The 18,012-nt window shown below is 38.6% G+C and carries 16 protein-coding genes and 4 tRNA genes; 10 read left to right on the forward strand and 10 right to left on the reverse strand.

All coding sequences use genetic code 11. From position 1 onward, the window contains the following. Window positions 1-13 precede the first annotated feature (13 nt). Entirely contained in the window at window positions 14-1,939 is a 1,926-nt protein-coding gene (locus tag B9T28_RS01980) for a lytic transglycosylase domain-containing protein (RefSeq protein WP_171263435.1), read from the reverse strand. 308 nt (window positions 1,940-2,247) lie between these two features. On the opposite strand from B9T28_RS01980, the gene miaB reads away from it, so the two are divergent. The 3 genes from miaB to ybeY are packed head-to-tail and all read left to right on the forward strand — an operon-like array spanning window position 2,248 to window position 5,335. Continuing rightward, a complete protein-coding gene (miaB, locus tag B9T28_RS01985; RefSeq protein ID WP_086202279.1) occupies window positions 2,248-3,702 on the forward strand; it encodes a tRNA (N6-isopentenyl adenosine(37)-C2)-methylthiotransferase MiaB in 1,455 nt (484 codons plus the stop codon). A gap of 37 nt (window positions 3,703-3,739) precedes the next feature. Continuing rightward, the gene (locus B9T28_RS01990) at window positions 3,740-4,813 is read left to right on the forward strand and encodes a PhoH family protein (RefSeq protein ID WP_086202280.1); all 1,074 of its coding nucleotides are present in this window, start codon (window positions 3,740-3,742) and stop codon (window positions 4,811-4,813) included. A gap of 36 nt (window positions 4,814-4,849) precedes the next feature. Further along, window positions 4,850-5,335 (forward strand): rRNA maturation RNase YbeY, encoded by a 486-nt coding sequence (gene ybeY / locus B9T28_RS01995; RefSeq protein WP_086202281.1) that lies wholly within the window; start codon window positions 4,850-4,852, stop codon window positions 5,333-5,335. Window positions 5,336-5,471: 136 nt separating this feature from the next. Here the strand turns inward: ybeY and B9T28_RS02000 are convergent, their stop codons facing one another. Then, on the reverse strand, window positions 5,472-6,353 hold the full coding sequence (locus tag B9T28_RS02000; RefSeq protein ID WP_086202282.1) for an energy transducer TonB: 882 nt from the start codon (window positions 6,351-6,353) through the stop codon (window positions 5,472-5,474). 233 nt (window positions 6,354-6,586) lie between these two features. Between B9T28_RS02000 and B9T28_RS02005 the strand changes: the two genes are divergently transcribed. The 5 genes from B9T28_RS02005 to B9T28_RS02025 all read left to right on the forward strand — a co-directional run bounded on the left by B9T28_RS02005 (window position 6,587) and on the right by B9T28_RS02025 (window position 10,378). Beyond that, window positions 6,587-7,270 (forward strand): hypothetical protein, encoded by a 684-nt coding sequence (locus tag B9T28_RS02005; protein ID WP_086202283.1) that lies wholly within the window; start codon window positions 6,587-6,589, stop codon window positions 7,268-7,270. A 147-nt stretch (window positions 7,271-7,417) separates the two neighbouring features. Continuing rightward, the gene (locus B9T28_RS02010; RefSeq protein ID WP_086202284.1) at window positions 7,418-8,122 is read left to right on the forward strand and encodes a DUF3108 domain-containing protein; all 705 of its coding nucleotides are present in this window, start codon (window positions 7,418-7,420) and stop codon (window positions 8,120-8,122) included. Window positions 8,123-8,225: 103 nt separating this feature from the next. Next, window positions 8,226-8,801, forward strand: a complete 576-nt coding sequence (locus B9T28_RS02015; RefSeq protein ID WP_086202285.1) for a xanthine phosphoribosyltransferase — start codon at window positions 8,226-8,228, stop codon at window positions 8,799-8,801. A 140-nt stretch (window positions 8,802-8,941) separates the two neighbouring features. Next, a complete protein-coding gene (locus tag B9T28_RS02020; RefSeq protein ID WP_086202286.1) occupies window positions 8,942-9,811 on the forward strand; it encodes an acyl-CoA thioesterase in 870 nt (289 codons plus the stop codon). 201 nt (window positions 9,812-10,012) lie between these two features. Continuing rightward, window positions 10,013-10,378 carry a phage tail tape measure protein gene (locus tag B9T28_RS02025; protein ID WP_086202287.1) on the forward strand — a complete coding sequence of 122 codons (366 nt, stop codon included), beginning with the start codon at window positions 10,013-10,015 and terminating at the stop codon, window positions 10,376-10,378. A gap of 69 nt (window positions 10,379-10,447) precedes the next feature. On the opposite strand, the gene wrbA is transcribed toward B9T28_RS02025, so the two are convergent. Continuing rightward, entirely contained in the window at window positions 10,448-11,047 is a 600-nt protein-coding gene (wrbA, locus tag B9T28_RS02030; protein ID WP_086202288.1) for an NAD(P)H:quinone oxidoreductase, read from the reverse strand. A 116-nt stretch (window positions 11,048-11,163) separates the two neighbouring features. On the opposite strand from wrbA, the gene B9T28_RS02035 reads away from it, so the two are divergent. Next, window positions 11,164-12,408: a YihY family inner membrane protein gene (locus B9T28_RS02035; RefSeq protein WP_086202289.1), complete on the forward strand. Its 1,245-nt coding sequence runs from the start codon at window positions 11,164-11,166 to the stop codon at window positions 12,406-12,408. A 326-nt stretch (window positions 12,409-12,734) separates the two neighbouring features. Next, entirely contained in the window at window positions 12,735-13,880 is a 1,146-nt protein-coding gene (locus B9T28_RS02040) for a DUF389 domain-containing protein (RefSeq protein WP_434057111.1), read from the forward strand. A gap of 69 nt (window positions 13,881-13,949) precedes the next feature. Here the strand turns inward: B9T28_RS02040 and B9T28_RS02045 are convergent, their stop codons facing one another. The 7 genes from B9T28_RS02045 to B9T28_RS02075 all read right to left on the reverse strand — a co-directional run bounded on the left by B9T28_RS02045 (window position 13,950) and on the right by B9T28_RS02075 (window position 17,976). After that, window positions 13,950-15,311, reverse strand: a complete 1,362-nt coding sequence (locus B9T28_RS02045) for a trimethylamine monooxygenase (RefSeq protein WP_086202291.1) — start codon at window positions 15,309-15,311, stop codon at window positions 13,950-13,952. Window positions 15,312-15,736: 425 nt separating this feature from the next. Beyond that, on the reverse strand, window positions 15,737-16,375 hold the full coding sequence (locus B9T28_RS02050; RefSeq protein WP_086202556.1) for a fumarylacetoacetate hydrolase family protein: 639 nt from the start codon (window positions 16,373-16,375) through the stop codon (window positions 15,737-15,739). 45 nt (window positions 16,376-16,420) lie between these two features. Further along, window positions 16,421-16,921 (reverse strand): YcxB family protein, encoded by a 501-nt coding sequence (locus B9T28_RS02055; RefSeq protein WP_086202557.1) that lies wholly within the window; start codon window positions 16,919-16,921, stop codon window positions 16,421-16,423. Between the two features lie 255 nt (window positions 16,922-17,176). Further along, window positions 17,177-17,253, reverse strand: a tRNA-Arg gene (locus B9T28_RS02060). A gap of 413 nt (window positions 17,254-17,666) precedes the next feature. Further along, window positions 17,667-17,743, reverse strand: a tRNA-Arg gene (locus tag B9T28_RS02065). Window positions 17,744-17,792: 49 nt separating this feature from the next. Further along, window positions 17,793-17,869 (reverse strand) — tRNA-Arg (locus B9T28_RS02070). A 15-nt stretch (window positions 17,870-17,884) separates the two neighbouring features. Next, a tRNA-Ser gene (locus tag B9T28_RS02075) sits at window positions 17,885-17,976 on the reverse strand. Window positions 17,977-18,012 lie beyond the last annotated feature (36 nt).

An 18,012-nucleotide genomic window follows, 5' to 3' on the forward strand; every position in this document is an offset into this window, starting at 1 on the left:
AAATTAAAACAAATTATTGAATATTCCGAGTTGGAATCGTTGGCATACGACTTTCAATCGCTTGCGGCCCTTGTCCCAATAAAATTCCATAATGCGCTGCATTGGTCATGACATTTTTGACATAATCACGTGTTTCACTCAAAGGAATAGATTCCGTATATTGGTCTGCTGAAAGGACTTGATAATCTGGCTGCCAACGTTTTGCACGATTAGGACCCGCATTATAGCCTGCGGTTGCCAATACAGGATTACTACTGAGCTGCCCCTGAATCATCGACAAATAATAAGTTCCATAACGGATATTGGTATTGGGGTCACTGAGTGCAGCAGGATTATAAGTTTCACCCATTTGTTTTGCGACTTGTTTTGCTGTATCTGGCATGATTTGCATTAAACCACCTGCACCCACATGTGAGCGTGCTGCCGTAACAAAACGACTTTCCTGTCGCATTAAACCATAGGCCCAAGCAGGGTCAACCCCCACATTTCGACTATGATTGACTACAGTGCCCTGATGTGGCATTGCATATCGATAGGCATAATTATGCTTAGTCATCGTACGATCCGCCGCATAAATAGCACGGTCATACCAGCCCAAGTCAGTTGCACGTTTTGCAGCTGCCAACAATAAACCATCATCATGTTTTAAGTAAGCTTGGCGTACGGCCCAATTCCACTCTCTATTGGTATATGCAGCTGGTGCATTGATATCTCGTAAAGCAAATGCACGGCGGAAATGAATATCCTGAGCTAATTTTTGCAAATCCCGCTCTGAAGGCTGTTCACGATCCAAAGCCGCGTTATAACGTTGTCCGAGATGATCTCTGGCCAATAAATTATGGTAATCATCACCTGACATCGCTAAGCGTTTGAAAATATCTTGCGCAGCTTGTTTGGATTGACGATCACTACGCTGCTCCGAAGCACGCGCTAGCCAATACTGCCAACGATCTTCCTGCTTTTGCGTCACACTCATGCTGTCTATGGCACGAATAATACTTTCCCAAGCACCAAAACGAATCGCTTGGCGTGCATAAACTTCAGCTTCTTCTGCACTAAAAGGTATGCCATAACTGGCATCGAAATTATTCAGAACTTCACGATTGAAATTATTTTTCATGACCGTCGTACCGCCAATATAGGCAACAGTACGATACATATATTTTTGAACATCCACAGGAGCATCTTGGACTAATCGAGGAATCGATTGTAGTGCTGTATTTAAATCAGTATCTGCTGCACGCCCCAAAGCAAATACGATATATGCATAATCTTGAACATTATTTTTGGGTGCTGACCATAAATAACTCACTGGATTGGCTTGAATTTGATTTAACTGCGCCAGTGATAACGTTATTCCTAGGCTTTGTGCAGTTGCAAGTGCTTGACCCGATTGTCCCGCTCGCAATTGTGCATAGAGTCTTTGCTGACGATCTTGGGTCGTCAGCAGTGGACTCGATAACATTAAACGTCCCAAACCATTACATGATTCAGGTTGGCTATTGGTGGCTAACCAAACGTCTTTAAATTCAGCATAAACCAATGAATCACCCGATTTAGCGCGCACTTGTGCCACAGCACAACTTTCAGCTTGATCGGGATTCGTTACATAAGCCAAAACGGATTGAGCACCACTAAAATCTGCAATTTTAACTTTTTCTTCGACATAATCTGCCGCTAATTTTTCAGCCATAGCAGACTGTGGATAGCGTTGCGCGAAACTGGTAATTGCACTTGCAGACTGAAAAGCTAAATTATTATTTAATTTCCAATATTCAGGATAATAACCCAAAGCATCATTTTGCATAGCAACCTGATATTCATCCAATAAGGCTGTATTTCCAGAATTTGCAGCACGTAGAGCATCATTAAACTGCTCTTCAGCAGCTTGAGTAAATGGAGAACACCCGAAAAGTAAGAAACTACTCAAACAAGTGATCGTTTTTTTATATTGATGAAGTTGCTGCTTTAACACTTTTTACTCTCAACTCGCCATGCTGATGGTGGCAATCTTTTCCTGTAGTTTAAGTATTTTAACTCAATTCTACTGTTGTGTTATGTAACCTTATGATTCAATTCTATTAATCAAATCCTTTTTTCACTACATTTCCGTATAAAAATGAAGCAATATATTTATTATTCCTTTCACGTTAAATACTGTAAAATACGGGGCTTTTATTGGGTCAATCCAATTGGTTGATTCAATCATATAAATAGATTTTCCCTTAATATAGGATAAATGCCTCCATGACGGTTCAAACCTTCATTCCCAATGATGCCAAAGCTGCCTCAGAAAACACTGTTATCCAGCCACAGCACATCCCAGCCGACGGTGCAGTCAAAAAACTGTATATCGAAACGCAAGGATGTCAGATGAATGAGTATGACAGTCATCGTATGGCCGATCTATTAGGTGATTCTCACGGTTACGTCTTAACCACCAATGCCAGTGAAGCCGATATTCTATTGATGAATACCTGTTCCATTCGGGAAAAAGCCCAAGAAAAAGTATTTTCTGAATTAGGCCGTTGGCGCAAACTCAAAGAAAAGAATCCCGACCTAGTGATTGGGGTGGGTGGATGTGTTGCCTCTCAAGAGGGTGACAATATTCAAAAACGTGCCCCTTATGTCGATATGGTCTTTGGCCCACAGACATTGCACCGCTTGCCACAAATGCTTGATCAGCATAGTGAACAGATTGAAAAACCGAAAAAAGATAAAATCCGCTTAGTGGATATTTCATTCCCAGATATTGAAAAATTTGACTTCCTACCTGAACCACGTGTTGAAGGCCACAAAGCTTTTGTTTCGATTATGGAAGGCTGCTCTAAATACTGCTCATTCTGTGTCGTACCTTATACTCGTGGTGAAGAAGTGTCTCGCCCACTAGATGATGTTCTGGCTGAAATTGCAGTCTTAGCTGAAAAAGGCGTGCGTGAAATTTCCCTGCTTGGTCAAAACGTCAATGGCTACCGTGGCGAAACTTTTGAAGGTGAAATCTGCACCTTTGCCGACCTACTACGTCTTGTGGCTGAAATCCCAGGGATTGGTCGTTTACGTTACACGACATCGCACCCACTTGAATTTAATGATGATCTGATTCAATGCTACCGTGACTTACCGCAAATGGTTTCACATCTACATTTACCCGTTCAAAGCGGTTCGAATGATGTGTTACAAGCCATGAAACGTAATCACACCATTGATGTCTATATCGAAAAAATTGCAAAATTACGTAAAGTTCGTCCTGATATGCATTTATCGAGTGACTTCATTATTGGCTTCCCTGGGGAAACCGATGCGCACTTTGCGGAAACCTATCAATTTATTCAAGATTTAGATTTTGATCATTCATATAGTTTTATCTACTCGAAACGTCCAGGTACGCCTGCATCAGAACTTCCGGATGACACGCCTGAACTTGTGAAAAAAGAACGGTTGTCTAAAGTTCAACAATGGATTAAGCGTTCAAGCATTGATAAAACAGATGCTATGCTCGGTACCATTCAGCGTGTACTCATTGAAAATGTTTCTAACAAAGATCCTAATTTATTGGTCGGAACAGCAGACAATACACGTTTAGTTACCTTTATTGGTGATGCCAATTGGGTTGGACGCTTTGCCGAAATTGAGATTACCGAAATTAAGACCCTCAATTTAGTTTATGGTGAACTCTTGAATCTAGAGCCTGACGTGACGTAATGTAAGGACATAGACTTTATTTAAAAAAGGATATCTCTTGACTGCAACGATTCAACGTACAGTAGCTTTTCCAGGTATTTCAGTTGACCGTTTAAAAAACATGCTTGGTGCATATAACGGTCATCTGAAACAAATTGAACAACGCTTGGCTGTGAAAATTGCACAGCGTAGTGATCAGTTTGTGATTGATGGTGAAATAGATGCCGTTGAGCGAGCTGAAAGTTTATTACATCATTTATATGAAGAAACTGAAGTCTCGCTACCAATAAGTGCAGATACCCTACATTTGTTGATTCAAGGCAGTCAAACGGATCGTGAACTAGAGTCCGACTCTAATCAAAATGGTCTAGAGCATGTGTGGCTACAAACGCGCAAAGGCCGAATTCATCCGCGTGGCGCGAATCAACAACGCTATGTACAGCGTATTTTACACAGTGATATTTCTTTTGGTATTGGCCCAGCTGGAACAGGTAAAACCTATTTGGCTGTTGCTGCTGCCGTAGATTTATTAGAACGTAATGAAATTCAGCGGATTCTTTTGGTTCGCCCTGCTGTTGAGGCGGGAGAAAAACTGGGGTTTTTACCGGGTGATTTAAGTCAGAAAATTGATCCCTATTTACGCCCACTCTACGATGCCTTATATGAAATGCTCGGCTTCGAAAAAGTCGCTAAACTCATTGAGCGCCAAGTCATTGAAGTGGCTCCCCTCGCTTATATGCGTGGTCGTACCCTTAATCATGCTTTCGTTATATTAGATGAAGCACAAAATACCACACCTGAACAAATGAAGATGTTTCTGACTCGTTTAGGCTTTGGCTCACGTGCAGTGATCACCGGCGATATTACTCAAGTTGACTTACCTCGTGGTCAACAATCTGGATTAGCACACTGCCTGCGTGTTCTGGAAAACGTCAAAGAAATTCACATTACTCACTTCCACTCTCGTGACGTGGTTCGCCATCAATTGGTACAGAAAATTGTAGAAGCCTACGAAGGTTGGGATAGTGAACAACACCGCTTAACTGCTGAAGCACGCGCAGCGCGTAAAGCACGGCAAGACGCTTTAATTTCTGAAAATGATTCTGCTGCAGATGCTCAACATCATGAGTAACCACAGCACAGTCAGGACAATACTTAAGGACTATTTTTGAAACTTAGCCTATCGTTACAACAGTCGTTTGAAGCACCCGAATTGGTGCTCAAACGGGCGTATTTAAAGAAAGTCATTGAAACGACACTACGTTATATCGATACACAAAGTGATTGTGAAATGGGTATTGCCTGTGTCGACAATGACGAAAGCCATAAACTAAATCTTCAATATCGTGGTAAAGACAAACCAACCAATGTGTTGTCTTTCCCAAGTGACTTGCCTGATGAAATGGCACAAATTTTAGATACATTTCCCATTGGTGATTTGGTCATTTCAATTCCTGTGGTTTTACAAGAAGCAATTGAGCAGAACAAAACACCGATTGAGCACTTCACGCACATGCTCGTACATGGCACATTACACTTAATGGGCTATGATCATGAAACATCAAAAGAAGATGCGGAAGAAATGGAGGCATTAGAAATTCAGATTTTAGCTAAATTAGGATTTCAGAATCCTTATCAAATACAAGACTGCTAAATCCATCCCTTCTAGTTAGTTCAAAGCGATCTCGACTTGATGTGAGATCGCTTTATATATGAAGAGCATTAAAAACCATCAATCTAGAGATAAAATATCTAGCCAAAAATAATGCTATACAACGTTCAACCATCAATTAACGTACTTCAAACTCTGCATCTGCAGGATTAAAACGCCAAGTTCGAACAATCCGTAATTCAGAAATATCTTTCATCGCAGTATCAAATGCTCCAAATGGTGCCCCTTTACGCACCGATGCTTTAGCAGCTTCATCCAAAACAGGATGTCCTGAGCTTTCAATGAGTCGTATCGCACGAATACCGCCAGATGCATTCAAGATCACCATTAAACGCACCTCACCCGCTAAGCGTTGAGATTTTGCCTCATCTGGATAATAGCGGTTCCCATATAATTCGACTTTTGCACGAAATTTTTCTAAATAGCTCGCAGATGCATCCTGTTTGGCTTGAACACCATCCACGGTTTTAATTTTTTGCTGACGACTAAAGTTTTGCTGATTTTGTAAATATTGTGCCTCTAAACTCGCAACCATGGCAGCTTTGGCTTGGAATTGGCTTTGCAATTCCTCCATGGCTTTTTTACGCTCATTTTGTGCCGCCTGCTTTTGCCAGCTCAGTACAGTCATTAAGACTTTTTCATCAAACTTCAACTCACGTTGTTGTTGAACTTTTTCTAAACTCTGAAGTTGTTGCGCTCCTGCACTCTGGTCTTGCGACTGTGCGGGCATATCACTCGACATCCGATGTGCTTCGTGGAATCGCCCAGAACCTTGTTGATCGGCTTGTGCTAAAAAGTCTGCATCTTTGACTTTTTCAGCGCTTGGTCGGATTGATATGGTTACTTCACGACTTGCCGCATCATTTTCTTGTGGCATAGCAAACTGTAATGATAAAAAAATCACATGCAGTATGACTGCCGCAGATACAGCTCCTATAAAAAGCGAATCTTGCCACCAATATTCAAATGGTTTGAGTTGAACAACACTATTTTTTATCATGACATTAAACCGACAAGATGCCCTACTTTAAACATTCCAAATCACTTAAAACACGTATATTCTTACATATTCACAGCTTATTGAGCTGTATCTCAAAAATAATCAACAGATATTTTAAATCATTAAAAATGGTGCATTGATTTTTGCTAAACTGCAATTGCTGATCTTGGAAATTTCAAACAAATCGACAAGATGACCGCCTCATAGAATGACGATGATCTGAGTAAATACTTATGCCGACGCTGCTTACCAATATTGCTAAACGTATTCGACAAGTATACCAAAAGGCTGAAGATTTCATAGAAGAAGAGCGTGAGTTCCCAGTCTCTCAAGTCTTTCTAAATGCCACACTGAAGCGGTTTGTGACTGACAATGTCTACTTGTTAAAAGATTTACATGCAGATTTACATGACGATTGGTTACGTTTATACGCCACAATTAGCATTAAAGGTATTTATACAGTTCTATCGGTTGATTTAAAACTGATTCAAATGGAAATGAACAAAGATATTCAATTGATTGTCTTTGAACAAATTGGTAATACTGAGGTGATTGAAGCGACTTTCCCCAAACGCTGGATGAAAATTGCAGCGAATTGTGGTCTATTCTTTTATCAAAAAGTATTAAAAAAAGACCCTTTAGGGCCTATTTTAGAAAAATATAATATTGTCAAAGTTCAAGATGAGCTATTACATTTATCCTTAAATCGCTGGTTAGGCAAAAACCGTTCTGTTATTGATGCTTTAACTAAAGTACATATCAATCATGCGGAACTGAGAGAAACTGAACTTATCCTGCTGGGTAATCTTAATTTAGCTGCCGTATTGAGCAAACTTTCGACCTCAAAATCATTTGACGATGAAGATATTGACGATGACTTTAGTGATAGTCGTGTCACGCCTATCCAACAGAAATAAAACATATTTTAGGTCAGAAAAAGCGATATTGACTTAAATAACATAAATATACAGTTTTGATTCAAAACCTGAATATTTCTACTCAATTGAGTTGCATAATATATTCATTGTATTCAGCATAAATTAAATGCATAGGACACTCCTCCAATGGCAAAACCTATTTTTAAAACATTGAGTTTAGCAACCAGCCTATCAACTGCACTTTTAATGGTTGGTTTTTCCAACACTGCACTTGCCATGAGCCCTTTTCAAGCCAATTACCAATTTTCATACAATGGTAAAAATATGGGTACCGCAACACGTGTCTTAAGTAAAACAGGCAATAATTGGACCTATGTTTTTAGTGCTACGGCAGCGGCAATTGCTTCAGCTAGCGAAACCAGCCGTTTTAGTTTTAACAATGGTCAAATTGCATCCAATAGTTTTAGTCGTACCAGTAAAATTTTAATTCACAATGACACGATGACCATTAATTTTAATCCAAGTACCAAAACCATTAATACCAAGAAAAAAGACAAGGTTCGTTCTTTTGAATGGAAAGCGGGGGCTTTAGATGAACTCAATGCAGAATTACAAGTCCGTGAAGATTTAAAAGGTAGCGGCTTAAAATCAACCTATCTTATTGCAGATGCCAAGGGTTTAGATGCTCGTCGCTTTGTCAAACAAGGGACTGAATCAATCAAAACGCCATTTGGAACATACAACACAGTTAAAGTGGTTTTATCACATGATAACAAGGCGAAAAGCTCAACTTTTTGGTTAGCACCGCAACTCGACTATCTTCCAGTGAAGATGGCACACCAAGATGATAAAACTTCTTATAGTTTATTACTCACAGGGTACAAAAAATAAGCAAATTTTCACTTTTTGGTCAATTTGAGCTTGCATTTTTTGCGGTGCTTTTTAAAATACGCCTTTGCTTGAAAAAGCACCTTGCCCCTAGAGGATTCTCCCCGTGCATACACTAGAACAGAAAATCTTAGCTGAAGGTATCGTTCTATCTGATCAAGTTTTGAAAGTTGACTCTTTCCTAAACCACCAAATTGATCCCGTAATGATGCAACAAATTGGTCAAGAATTTGCGCGTCTCTTTAAAGATGCCGGTATTACCAAAATTATTACCATTGAAGCTTCTGGTATTGCGCCTGCTGTGATGGCGGGTTTAGAGCTTGGTGTATCAGTAATTTTTGCACGTAAATACCAATCTTTAACTTTAAAAGACGATTTATATCGCTCTAAAGTATTCTCTTTCACGAAACAAACTGAAAGTACCATTGCAATTTCTAAAAAACATATCTCTGCGGATGATAAAGTTTTAGTGATTGATGACTTTCTTGCAAATGGTCAAGCTGCTTTAGGTCTTGCCGATTTAATCCATCAAGCCGATGCAAAAGTTGTCGGTATTGGGATTGTGATCGAAAAATCATTCCAACCAGGCCGTGATTTGTTGCTTGAAAAAGGCTACCGTGTTGAGTCTTTGGCTCGTGTTGAATCACTTGCTAATGGTACAGTTACTTTTGTTCAAGAATAAAGTAACTCAATAAAATCGAGCGCATTAGGCGCTCTTTTTTATACTTTTTTTTGATCATGAGCATATCTGATTAATCTTTCATTTTAATAAAACCCTCAGCTATATTGTTCAAATAAAGATATAACTCAGGTAAATAATAAATGAGATCAATCACTCAAAAATTAGTTGATCTACTCAATGTACAACAGTTGGATGACTATCTTTTTCAAGGACAAAATACACGGCTGTTTGGAAGCCACTTAATGGGTGGACAACTAGTTGGGCAAGCTTTAATTGCAGCCTCAAAAACAACTGATCGCCCTGCCCATTCTTTACATGCTTATTTTATTCGTAGTGGTCGAACCGATTTACCGATTTTATTTCAGGTAGAAAATTTAAGAGACGGCAAAAGTTTTGCTACTCGCCAAGTGCATGCCTTACAAGACGGTCAAATTATATTTTCGGCGATGGTTTCCTTTGCATATCTTGAAGAAGGCTTAAATTATCAAGTTGAACAACCTCATTATCCTTCGCCAGATGAACTCGAATCAGAACAACAACTTAAACAAATGATTTTTGACGATGCTCCAGAATCCATGCATTCAATCTTCATGCGGCAATTTCATGTAAAAATACATCCCGTACAACCCTTTAATCCATTCAAACCTATTCCATCAGAAACAAATTATGCGGAATACTTTCAAACTTTTGAAACGATCCCCGATGAATTAAATTCCAGCATGATGCACCAAGCCATTGCGGCCTATTATTCTGACTATAATCTTCTTACCGCATCCCTGAGACCACATGGTGTAAGTTATGCAACAGGTGATGTCAGGAGTGCCAGCCTAGATCATACTATTTATTTTCATCATGAATTTAAAGTAGATGAATGGCTACTTTATGATATGAATGCCACTATTTCTAGCCAATCTAGAGGACTCAATTTCGGTCGTATGTGGCAAGATGGCAAACTGGTTTGTAGCGTCATTCAAGAAAGTCTAATGCGCGATTTACGTTCACTACCCTAAAATAGAATGTTATGCATGCAGCAAAATCTAATTAGAGCTTTTACCACTGACCTGATAACAACCATGATTTAATTTTAATCATTACAAGCCAGTTAAATACTTTTGACTCGAATCAGCTAAAATCAGCATCAGTTGTGATATTTTCAACACAATAAATCTGACGAAGCACAAAAGGACTTTGTCTTGCATGAGTAAAGATCAATGACGGATGAAATAACAGTAGCATGCCCCAAATGCGGTTCTACTCATGTTGCAAAACGTGACCATGAACAATTGCTACAGAAAACGGGTGGGGTTTTACTTTCAGCAGCCGGTACAACAGCGGGAACTGTGGGCGGAGCGGCAACTGGTGCATCTATTGGTGCTGCCATTGGAACAATAGCTGGCCCTTTAGGTGTGATTATGGGCGGCACAGTAGGCACTTTTATTGGTGCAATTAGTGTCGGAATTACAGGTGGCTTTTTAGGACATCGCTTTGGTAAAAAAGCGGGTGAAGTCGTAGATAAAAATATCTTCTTGGACTATCAGTGCCTAAAATGTAAGTATCGGTTTAAAGAAAAAATCTAATGCTTTGAATAAATTGACAAATAGCATCAAGAAAGTTAGTCATCTTCACTAACTTTCTTACATGAAGGCTTATCTGCTGCTTGTCAGCATTTTCACCATATCGCCTAATCGTTTGCCTTGTTCGACACAAAGCGCCTTCTCATCCTGACTTAAGCCCAAATCATGCCGTGGACCACTCACATGACTGACACCATACGGCGTACCACCTGACTTGGTATTCGATAAGGCAGGATGGGCATTGGTTAGCCCCATAATCAACATGCCATGATGAAATAATGGTGGAAGCATACTTAATAATGTACTTTCTTGCCCACCATGCATAGAACCAGAAGCAGTAAAGACACAAGCAGGTTTATTATGTAAAGCCCCATTTAACCAAAGGCTCGTGGTCTGATCCAAAAAATATTTCATTTCAGACGCCATATTGCCAAAACGTGTAGGTGAACCTAAGGCTAAACCTGAACAATGTGCTAAATCATCCAAACTACAATAAATATCACCATCCTCAGGAATACTCGCTTCGGCTTGCCTCACCACCGTTGTAATATTAGGCACAGTACGTATTTTAACCATGACTCCAGCGGCTTCAATACCATTTGCAATGAGGTGTGCCATCTCTTTCGTAGAACCATATTTACTGTAATATAAGACCAGAACGTAAGGCTGCATTTTCTTTATAATCAAACTTTAAAAACAAAACTATACGTTATTTTTCTAATTTTTTGGTTATGCTGTTACTATAAAATTGAATAAAAATGCTGAAAATAAATTGAGACTCATGATTTATGGTAGATCTACTTCGAAAACTTCCTTTTTATAGTAAAACTTGGTTTCAATTCATTCTTTATGTCATCCGTCGTTTTGAGGCAGATCGGTGTCGCGAACAAGCTGGCTCACTGACCTACACCACTCTATTTGCAGTGGTACCGATGTTAACGGTTTTCTTGGTCATTATCTCTTCGATAAAAGCCTTAGAGCCCGCACGACAACAATTACAACAATTGATTTATAGTAATTTTTTACCAAAAACGACTATTGCCTTTGATAAAGCGTTTAATGCCTTTACCGAAAAATCGAGCAATTTAACCATCATTGGGGTGCTATTTTTATTCGTCACTACCGTCATGATGCTGACCAGCATTGAAACCGTGTTTAATCGAATCTGGCGTGTACAAGAAACCCGCAATGGCATTCTCGGTTTTATGCGCTATTGGACGATTATTTCCTTAGGCCCCATTCTACTGGGCAGTGCTTTTGTCATTTCATCAACACTTGCTTCAATGAACATCTTAAGTAATAATTTTTCAGGTTATCAAGTAGATGGCACTTTTATCTTTTGGATTCTTTCTTTTGCCCTAACAGTACTGGGTTTCTTTATTTTATATTGGACCATTCCGAATCGCAGTATTCCCGTTCAAGCTGCTGCTATTGCAGGTTTGTTTAGTGCAATTGTGTTCGAATTATTAAAAAATCTTTTTGGTTTTGTCATGACCAACTTCACCAGTTATACCATTATATACGGTGCATTTGCAGCAATCCCAATTTTTCTGCTTTGGATTTTCATGTCATGGAATGTGGTGCTACTTGGCGTTGAAATCAGTTATGCACTGACTGCATTTCATACAGGTAAAGCACAAGCTCGACATCCCGTATTGATGCTGTTAGCTATTTTAGAGTTATTTTATCAAAAACAAAAAACTGGAAAAACCATTACCGACGCTGAAGCTTTAAATATTTTAGGACGTGCCGAAATTGGTCGCTGGCCGACTTATGTCTTATTACTTGAACAACAAAATTTAGTCAGACGTACCGATAATAATGAATATGTTTTAGTCCGCAACCTGAATCAAGTGGATTTTTGGTCGTTCTATAAATCTCTGCCTTATACCTTGCCACGTCATGAAGATATTCAAAACATTCATAATGAGGATATCTGGATGCAACGCTTAGGCCCTTTATTTATTGAATCTGATCAATATTTAGCAGCAAAGCTTTCTATTCCACTGGCGACAATTTTAGAAGATCAATAAGAATTTGTACTCAATTCGAGCCGATATAAAATGTTTAAATTGAGTACTAACTTTTTACACCAACCATTCAAGCACACTCTTAACAGTCTTTCCCAACCAATCATCACAACAGCTATTATCTAATACAGTTGCAGGCTCAAAAATTAAAATAATTATCAACATTCATGATAAAAAACAGCAATACAATACGTCGACTATTGCAATACATCTACTGTTTTATAAAGATCTTTAAACTTTAGATAGCCTGAACGCTGAATCAGTTTCAAAAACGATATAAATATAAATTTGCTATACTCCAGAGCAAGATTCATTTCATTGAGAAAATGATGAACAAAAAACAACAAGATATGCCAACCATTATTATTGATGAGCATAACCCTGATCAAAACAAATACGAGCAATTAAAAGAAAAGCTGCGATACAAGCAAGCTTTACGCGAAAACTCAAGAAAAATAGACCACAAACAAGTTCGCTTAAATATTCAAGCGGATGCACTGCCAAGTAAAACATTTTTTATTATGAATGCCTTGGCCGCAGTTATTGCTGGATATGGCTTACTCGGTGACTCGACTGCCGTAGTTATTGGTGCAATGCTCGTTGCCATGATGTTAGGCCCCATTTCGGGAATCGCACTCGCCCTCATTGATGCTCGTTGGTTATTATTAAAAACATCTTTAAGCACCTTAGCTTTAGGTGTAATAATGATTTATAGCATTGGTATTATTATGGGGCTCATCCATTTTGATCTCCCTATCACCAATGAAATTTTAGCACGTACGAAACCGACAACTATTGACTTAATGATTGCCTTAGCAGGTGGAGCAGCAGGTGCTTTTGCGGCTATTTCACCTCGCCTATCTGTTGCCGTAGTAGGTGTTGCAGTGGCAACGGCATTGGTTCCACCATTAGTTGCAAGTGGTATTTTATTGGCACATGCTCAACTGCCAAATTCAGCCAATGCCTTTTTACTGGCATTTACCAATATGGTTGCCATTCAAGTCAGTTCTTCTTTAGTTTTATGGATCGCAGGCTTTAGACGTGGCTCAGATGATGACATCAATAGCATCTGGGGATTTATTAAACGAAATAGTCTTAGTTTGATTATCCTGTTTATTCTGGCAATTTATTTAAGCTTTAATCTCATTCAATCTGTTCATAAACAACTCTATGAAACTCAGATCAAACAACAAATTTATCAAAATTTAAATGTAAATAATAATGTGATCGATATCATTCAATTTGATCAGCAAGAAGATTTCACCTTAGTTCGCGCCAGTATTCGTGGTGATACAGCACCAACAGCTACTGAAATTGAAAAGATCAATACTCAACTCGCCAAAGATCGTAAAGGTCATCCATCTTATCTACAAATTCGATTTATTCCTGTACATATTATACAAACACGCCCGATCAATACCGTCAATCTGAATGCTCAAGACGCACAAGAACTCTCAGTAGATAGAGTCAATTAATATATGAAAAAAGTACAAGCAAGACCCAATAAATGAGGTCTTGCTAATTAGTTCAAGGATTAATATTTATTACATTGCTTTTGGCTCATGATTATCATTGTCTAAATAACTTTCCAGAGAGTCATCCAATGCATATAACCAAGACGTATGATGTGGTTTCGCCATTTTACCAGTCATGACTGAACGATAAACCTTGTCCCTAAACCCCATAATATTTTCTTTTTTATGTTTTTTCCATTGCATAAAAATGTCATTAACCGCATCAATATTGAAACTTGGATAATCCGTTTCAGCAATTAATTTTTTAATATAATCACCTTGAAACTTAATCATTTGCTCTGCATTTTTTAGCTTTTGTTCTTTCTGAACCCATTGCTGTGTATGTTGTTGCATTTCTGCTTGGGTAGGCAGTGTCTGCTGTTGCAATATAAGATCGCGGACATACCATGCCTGAGCATCAAACATATTGAAGGTATACCATTGATCTTGCATCCCTAAATAAAAGAGACGTGGATTTTTCTCCCACACTACACCTTGATATAAACCTTCAGGATATAAACAGTTATGCGTTTTTAAGCACAAATCTTCAGCCATATAAGGGAAATGGTGTAAATAACCTGTACATAAAATAATGGCATCAACTTGGGCACAAGTGCCATCAGCAAAATAAGCTGTATTTTCATCTACATGTAGTAATTTTTGTTTTTCCGACCAATTTTTCGGCCATTTATAGCCCATAGGCTGACTACGATAACAACTATAAATATGCTTTGCCCCATATTTATAGCACTGGGAACCTACATCTTCAGCAGAATAACTACTCCCGACAATCAGAATGTTTTTATCCTTAAATTGCACCGCATCGCGGAAATCATGGGCATGTAAAATTCGACCATTAAAGATATTAAACCCCTTAAATTCAGGGACGTTTGGTGTAGAGAAATGTCCAGAAGCAACAATTACATAATCAAACTGCTCTGCATAAGTCTGGTTCTGATAATGATCATGTACAGCCACAGTAAATTGTTGGTTATCAGAATTAAATTCAACATTATTCACCGTCGTATTAAAGCGTACTTGATCTTTAACACCCACCTTTTCCACACGACCTTTAATATAATCCCAAAGTACTGCGCGAGGTGGATAAGAGGCGATGGCCTTTTTAAAATGCTCATCAAATGTGTAATCAGCAAATTCTAGCGCTTCTTTCGGCCCATTCGACCATAAGTAACGATACATACTGCCATGTACTGGATTTCCGTGTTGGTCTACACCTGTACGCCAAGTGTAATTCCATAAACCGCCCCAATCGTTTTGTTTTTCGAAACATACAATTTCTGGAACTTGTTGACCTTTGGCTTTTGCTGATTGAAATGCCCTTAGTTGAGCCATGCCACTCGGGCCTGCTCCGATAATTGCAATTCGAGTCATTGCGATCTCCATTAGTTTTGAGTTCTGTGAAAAAGCTCCTGCTTTTGATAGGTCTAATAAATATTATGATTCTATAAAGAACCATTTATAACTTTAAAATAATAATGTAGAACCATAATTTCAGCGATAAACGCTATCATTTAGATTAGGATACTTTAAGAATGTGAGATGAAGAGACAAGAAAATGAATAATTTATAATACTCAAATAGCTCTTCAGAGAAGAAAAAATACTCACAAGGAAATCACACAATATCATAAATATTGATTTATTTCACACAAATCAATCAATTTTATAAATAACAATTGGTTACATTTTAGAATAACGTCTTGCATTTTTAATTTTCAATAAAAAATATGCATAAAAAATGGACTAAATTATAGAATTTAATCCATCGCTTTAATTTTATTTAAATTTTCTTAAAAATTATTTTACAAATGTTTCCCAAATAAAATCTTGAGTTTGACCATTTAAAGTCATCGTCAGTTGATCACCTGCAGCCAATGCAGCTACACCTGCTGGTGTACCCGTCATCACTACATCGCCAACCTCTAAAGTAAACACTTGGCTAATCTCTGCTAGAAGATGACCAATATTAAAAATGAGCAATGCTGTATCGCCTTTTTGACGCACCTCATCATTTACTTTTAAATCAAACGTCACCTGATCCCAAGCTTTAACTTGTTTTAAATCCACCCAATCAGCCAAAATACAAGAACCATCAAAAGCTTTAGCACGCTCCCAAGGTTGACCTTTTGTCTTTAAGTCATCTTGTAGATCGCGTAGTGTTAAGTCCAAACCTAAAGTCACTGCACCCACTGCCTCAAGTGCCTTCTGTGGATCAGTTTCACCTTTTAAAGTTTGATCAATCCGCAAGGTAAACTCACATTCATAATGACAATCCCCCCAAGCTGGATTCCATGAAATTCCATCTTCCAATGAAACTAAGCTACTCGGTGGTTTAATGAATAAAACTGGATGATCAGGAATGGCATTGCCTAATTCTTTGGCGTGATCTGCATAGCTGCGACCAACACAGACAATTTTAGATGGACTTGTACTCATAATCTTCCCTTCTGATTTCATTTGGACACAATTAAAACGCGATGATTATTTTTTAAATGTATTTTCAAATACCGTTTGATCTGTCGTCGATGCAAAAGCACGCTTAGGTACAATAACTACGGTACGATTTTTTAATTCGATCATATAGGTCAATTTACCCACCACAAAGCTTTGTACTTCCGAATAATTAAACTTTTGTTTGGGACGGCCACTACTAAAAAGCTCAGCATAATCCTGGAACAGTTCGATACCTTGTTCACTTTTACCAAACTGATATTTTATAAATTGACGCTTAAACATCATTGGTAAAAACCAATAACGCATCACCGCTTGCAAGACCAAGAAAAAACTACCCAACGCAATATAGTATCGCCCTACTCCATTCATCCCCAAATAGAAACCCCACAGTAAGATTGCCAAACTCACCAATGGTGTTAAAAATCGTGTGAATTGTTTTTTACCAAAAGTGGCCAATTTAAAGCCATCTTGTGATTCTTCTAAATTTAGGTAATAACGTATCGCTAATGCAGGCGTATTGTCTGACATAGTTTCTTCAGCACATTTCATATTCAAGATGCCAAGATATTACACCAAATTTATGACTTTCTTCATAATGGATGCAAAGTTTTCAAGGTAGTTTGCTAGACACACTTTGGAATGAATAATGTGAGGTTATCGAGATGATTCGAAATATTCTTGTAGTTAAAAAAAGTATTTACAGAAATGCATAAATTTAAAATATACGGATACCACAGGCACAAAAAAACCGCATTTAATGCGGTTTTTCAGTCTTGATCAAGTTGGTGCGCTCAGAGAGATTCGAACTCCCGACCCCTTAGTTCGTAGCCAAGTGCTCTATCCAGCTGAGCTATGAGCGCGACGTCTTGATGGAACGCATTATACGCCTTTTTATGTTTTTAGTAAGGCTTTTTTTACATTCAGCAGACCAAGTGCTTAGTATTTGGACGCCCAGCAAGTTTTTGACTAACTATTCAGCACAAATCAATCGCACTTTATGCACTATTGAATAAGTTTGATCTTTTCAGACAACCCAACACAGAAAATGACTGGCTCACTTTCCACTCTAGTTCAATATTTAAGTCATCACACAAGCATGATCTGCCTGTATATTGCATAACCTGAGTCAGTAATATTGGTTTTACAGCTGAATATTAAAAAATTTGGCTCAGCCAATATGAACATGGCTCATTTATCGAAAACTTCAAAAAACAAGAATACGTTAATTTTTTAGACACAAAAAAACCGCTAAAAAGCGGTTGATTGTTCAAGTTGGTGCGCTCAGAGAGATTCGAACTCCCGACCCCTTAGTTCGTAGCCAAGTGCTCTATCCAGCTGAGCTATGAGCGCAAACTTGTGTTGCCTTTAACGGCGTTCGTTACATACATGAATAATTGATTGGTGCGCTCAGAGAGATTCGAACTCCCGACCCCTTAGTTCGTAGCCAAGTGCTCTATCCAGCTGAGCTATGAGCGCATTTCAAATTATTCGTGGCGGTGAGGGAGGGATTCGAACCCTCGGTGGGCTTTAAGACCCACGCTCCCTTAGCAGGGGAGTACCTTCAGCCACTCGGCCACCTCACCGTAACGAGCCGCCATAATACAAACTAAACACCCATT

Origin of the sequence: Acinetobacter silvestris, from assembly GCF_002135235.1 — a bacterium.
Classification (GTDB): domain Bacteria; phylum Pseudomonadota; class Gammaproteobacteria; order Pseudomonadales; family Moraxellaceae; genus Acinetobacter; species Acinetobacter silvestris.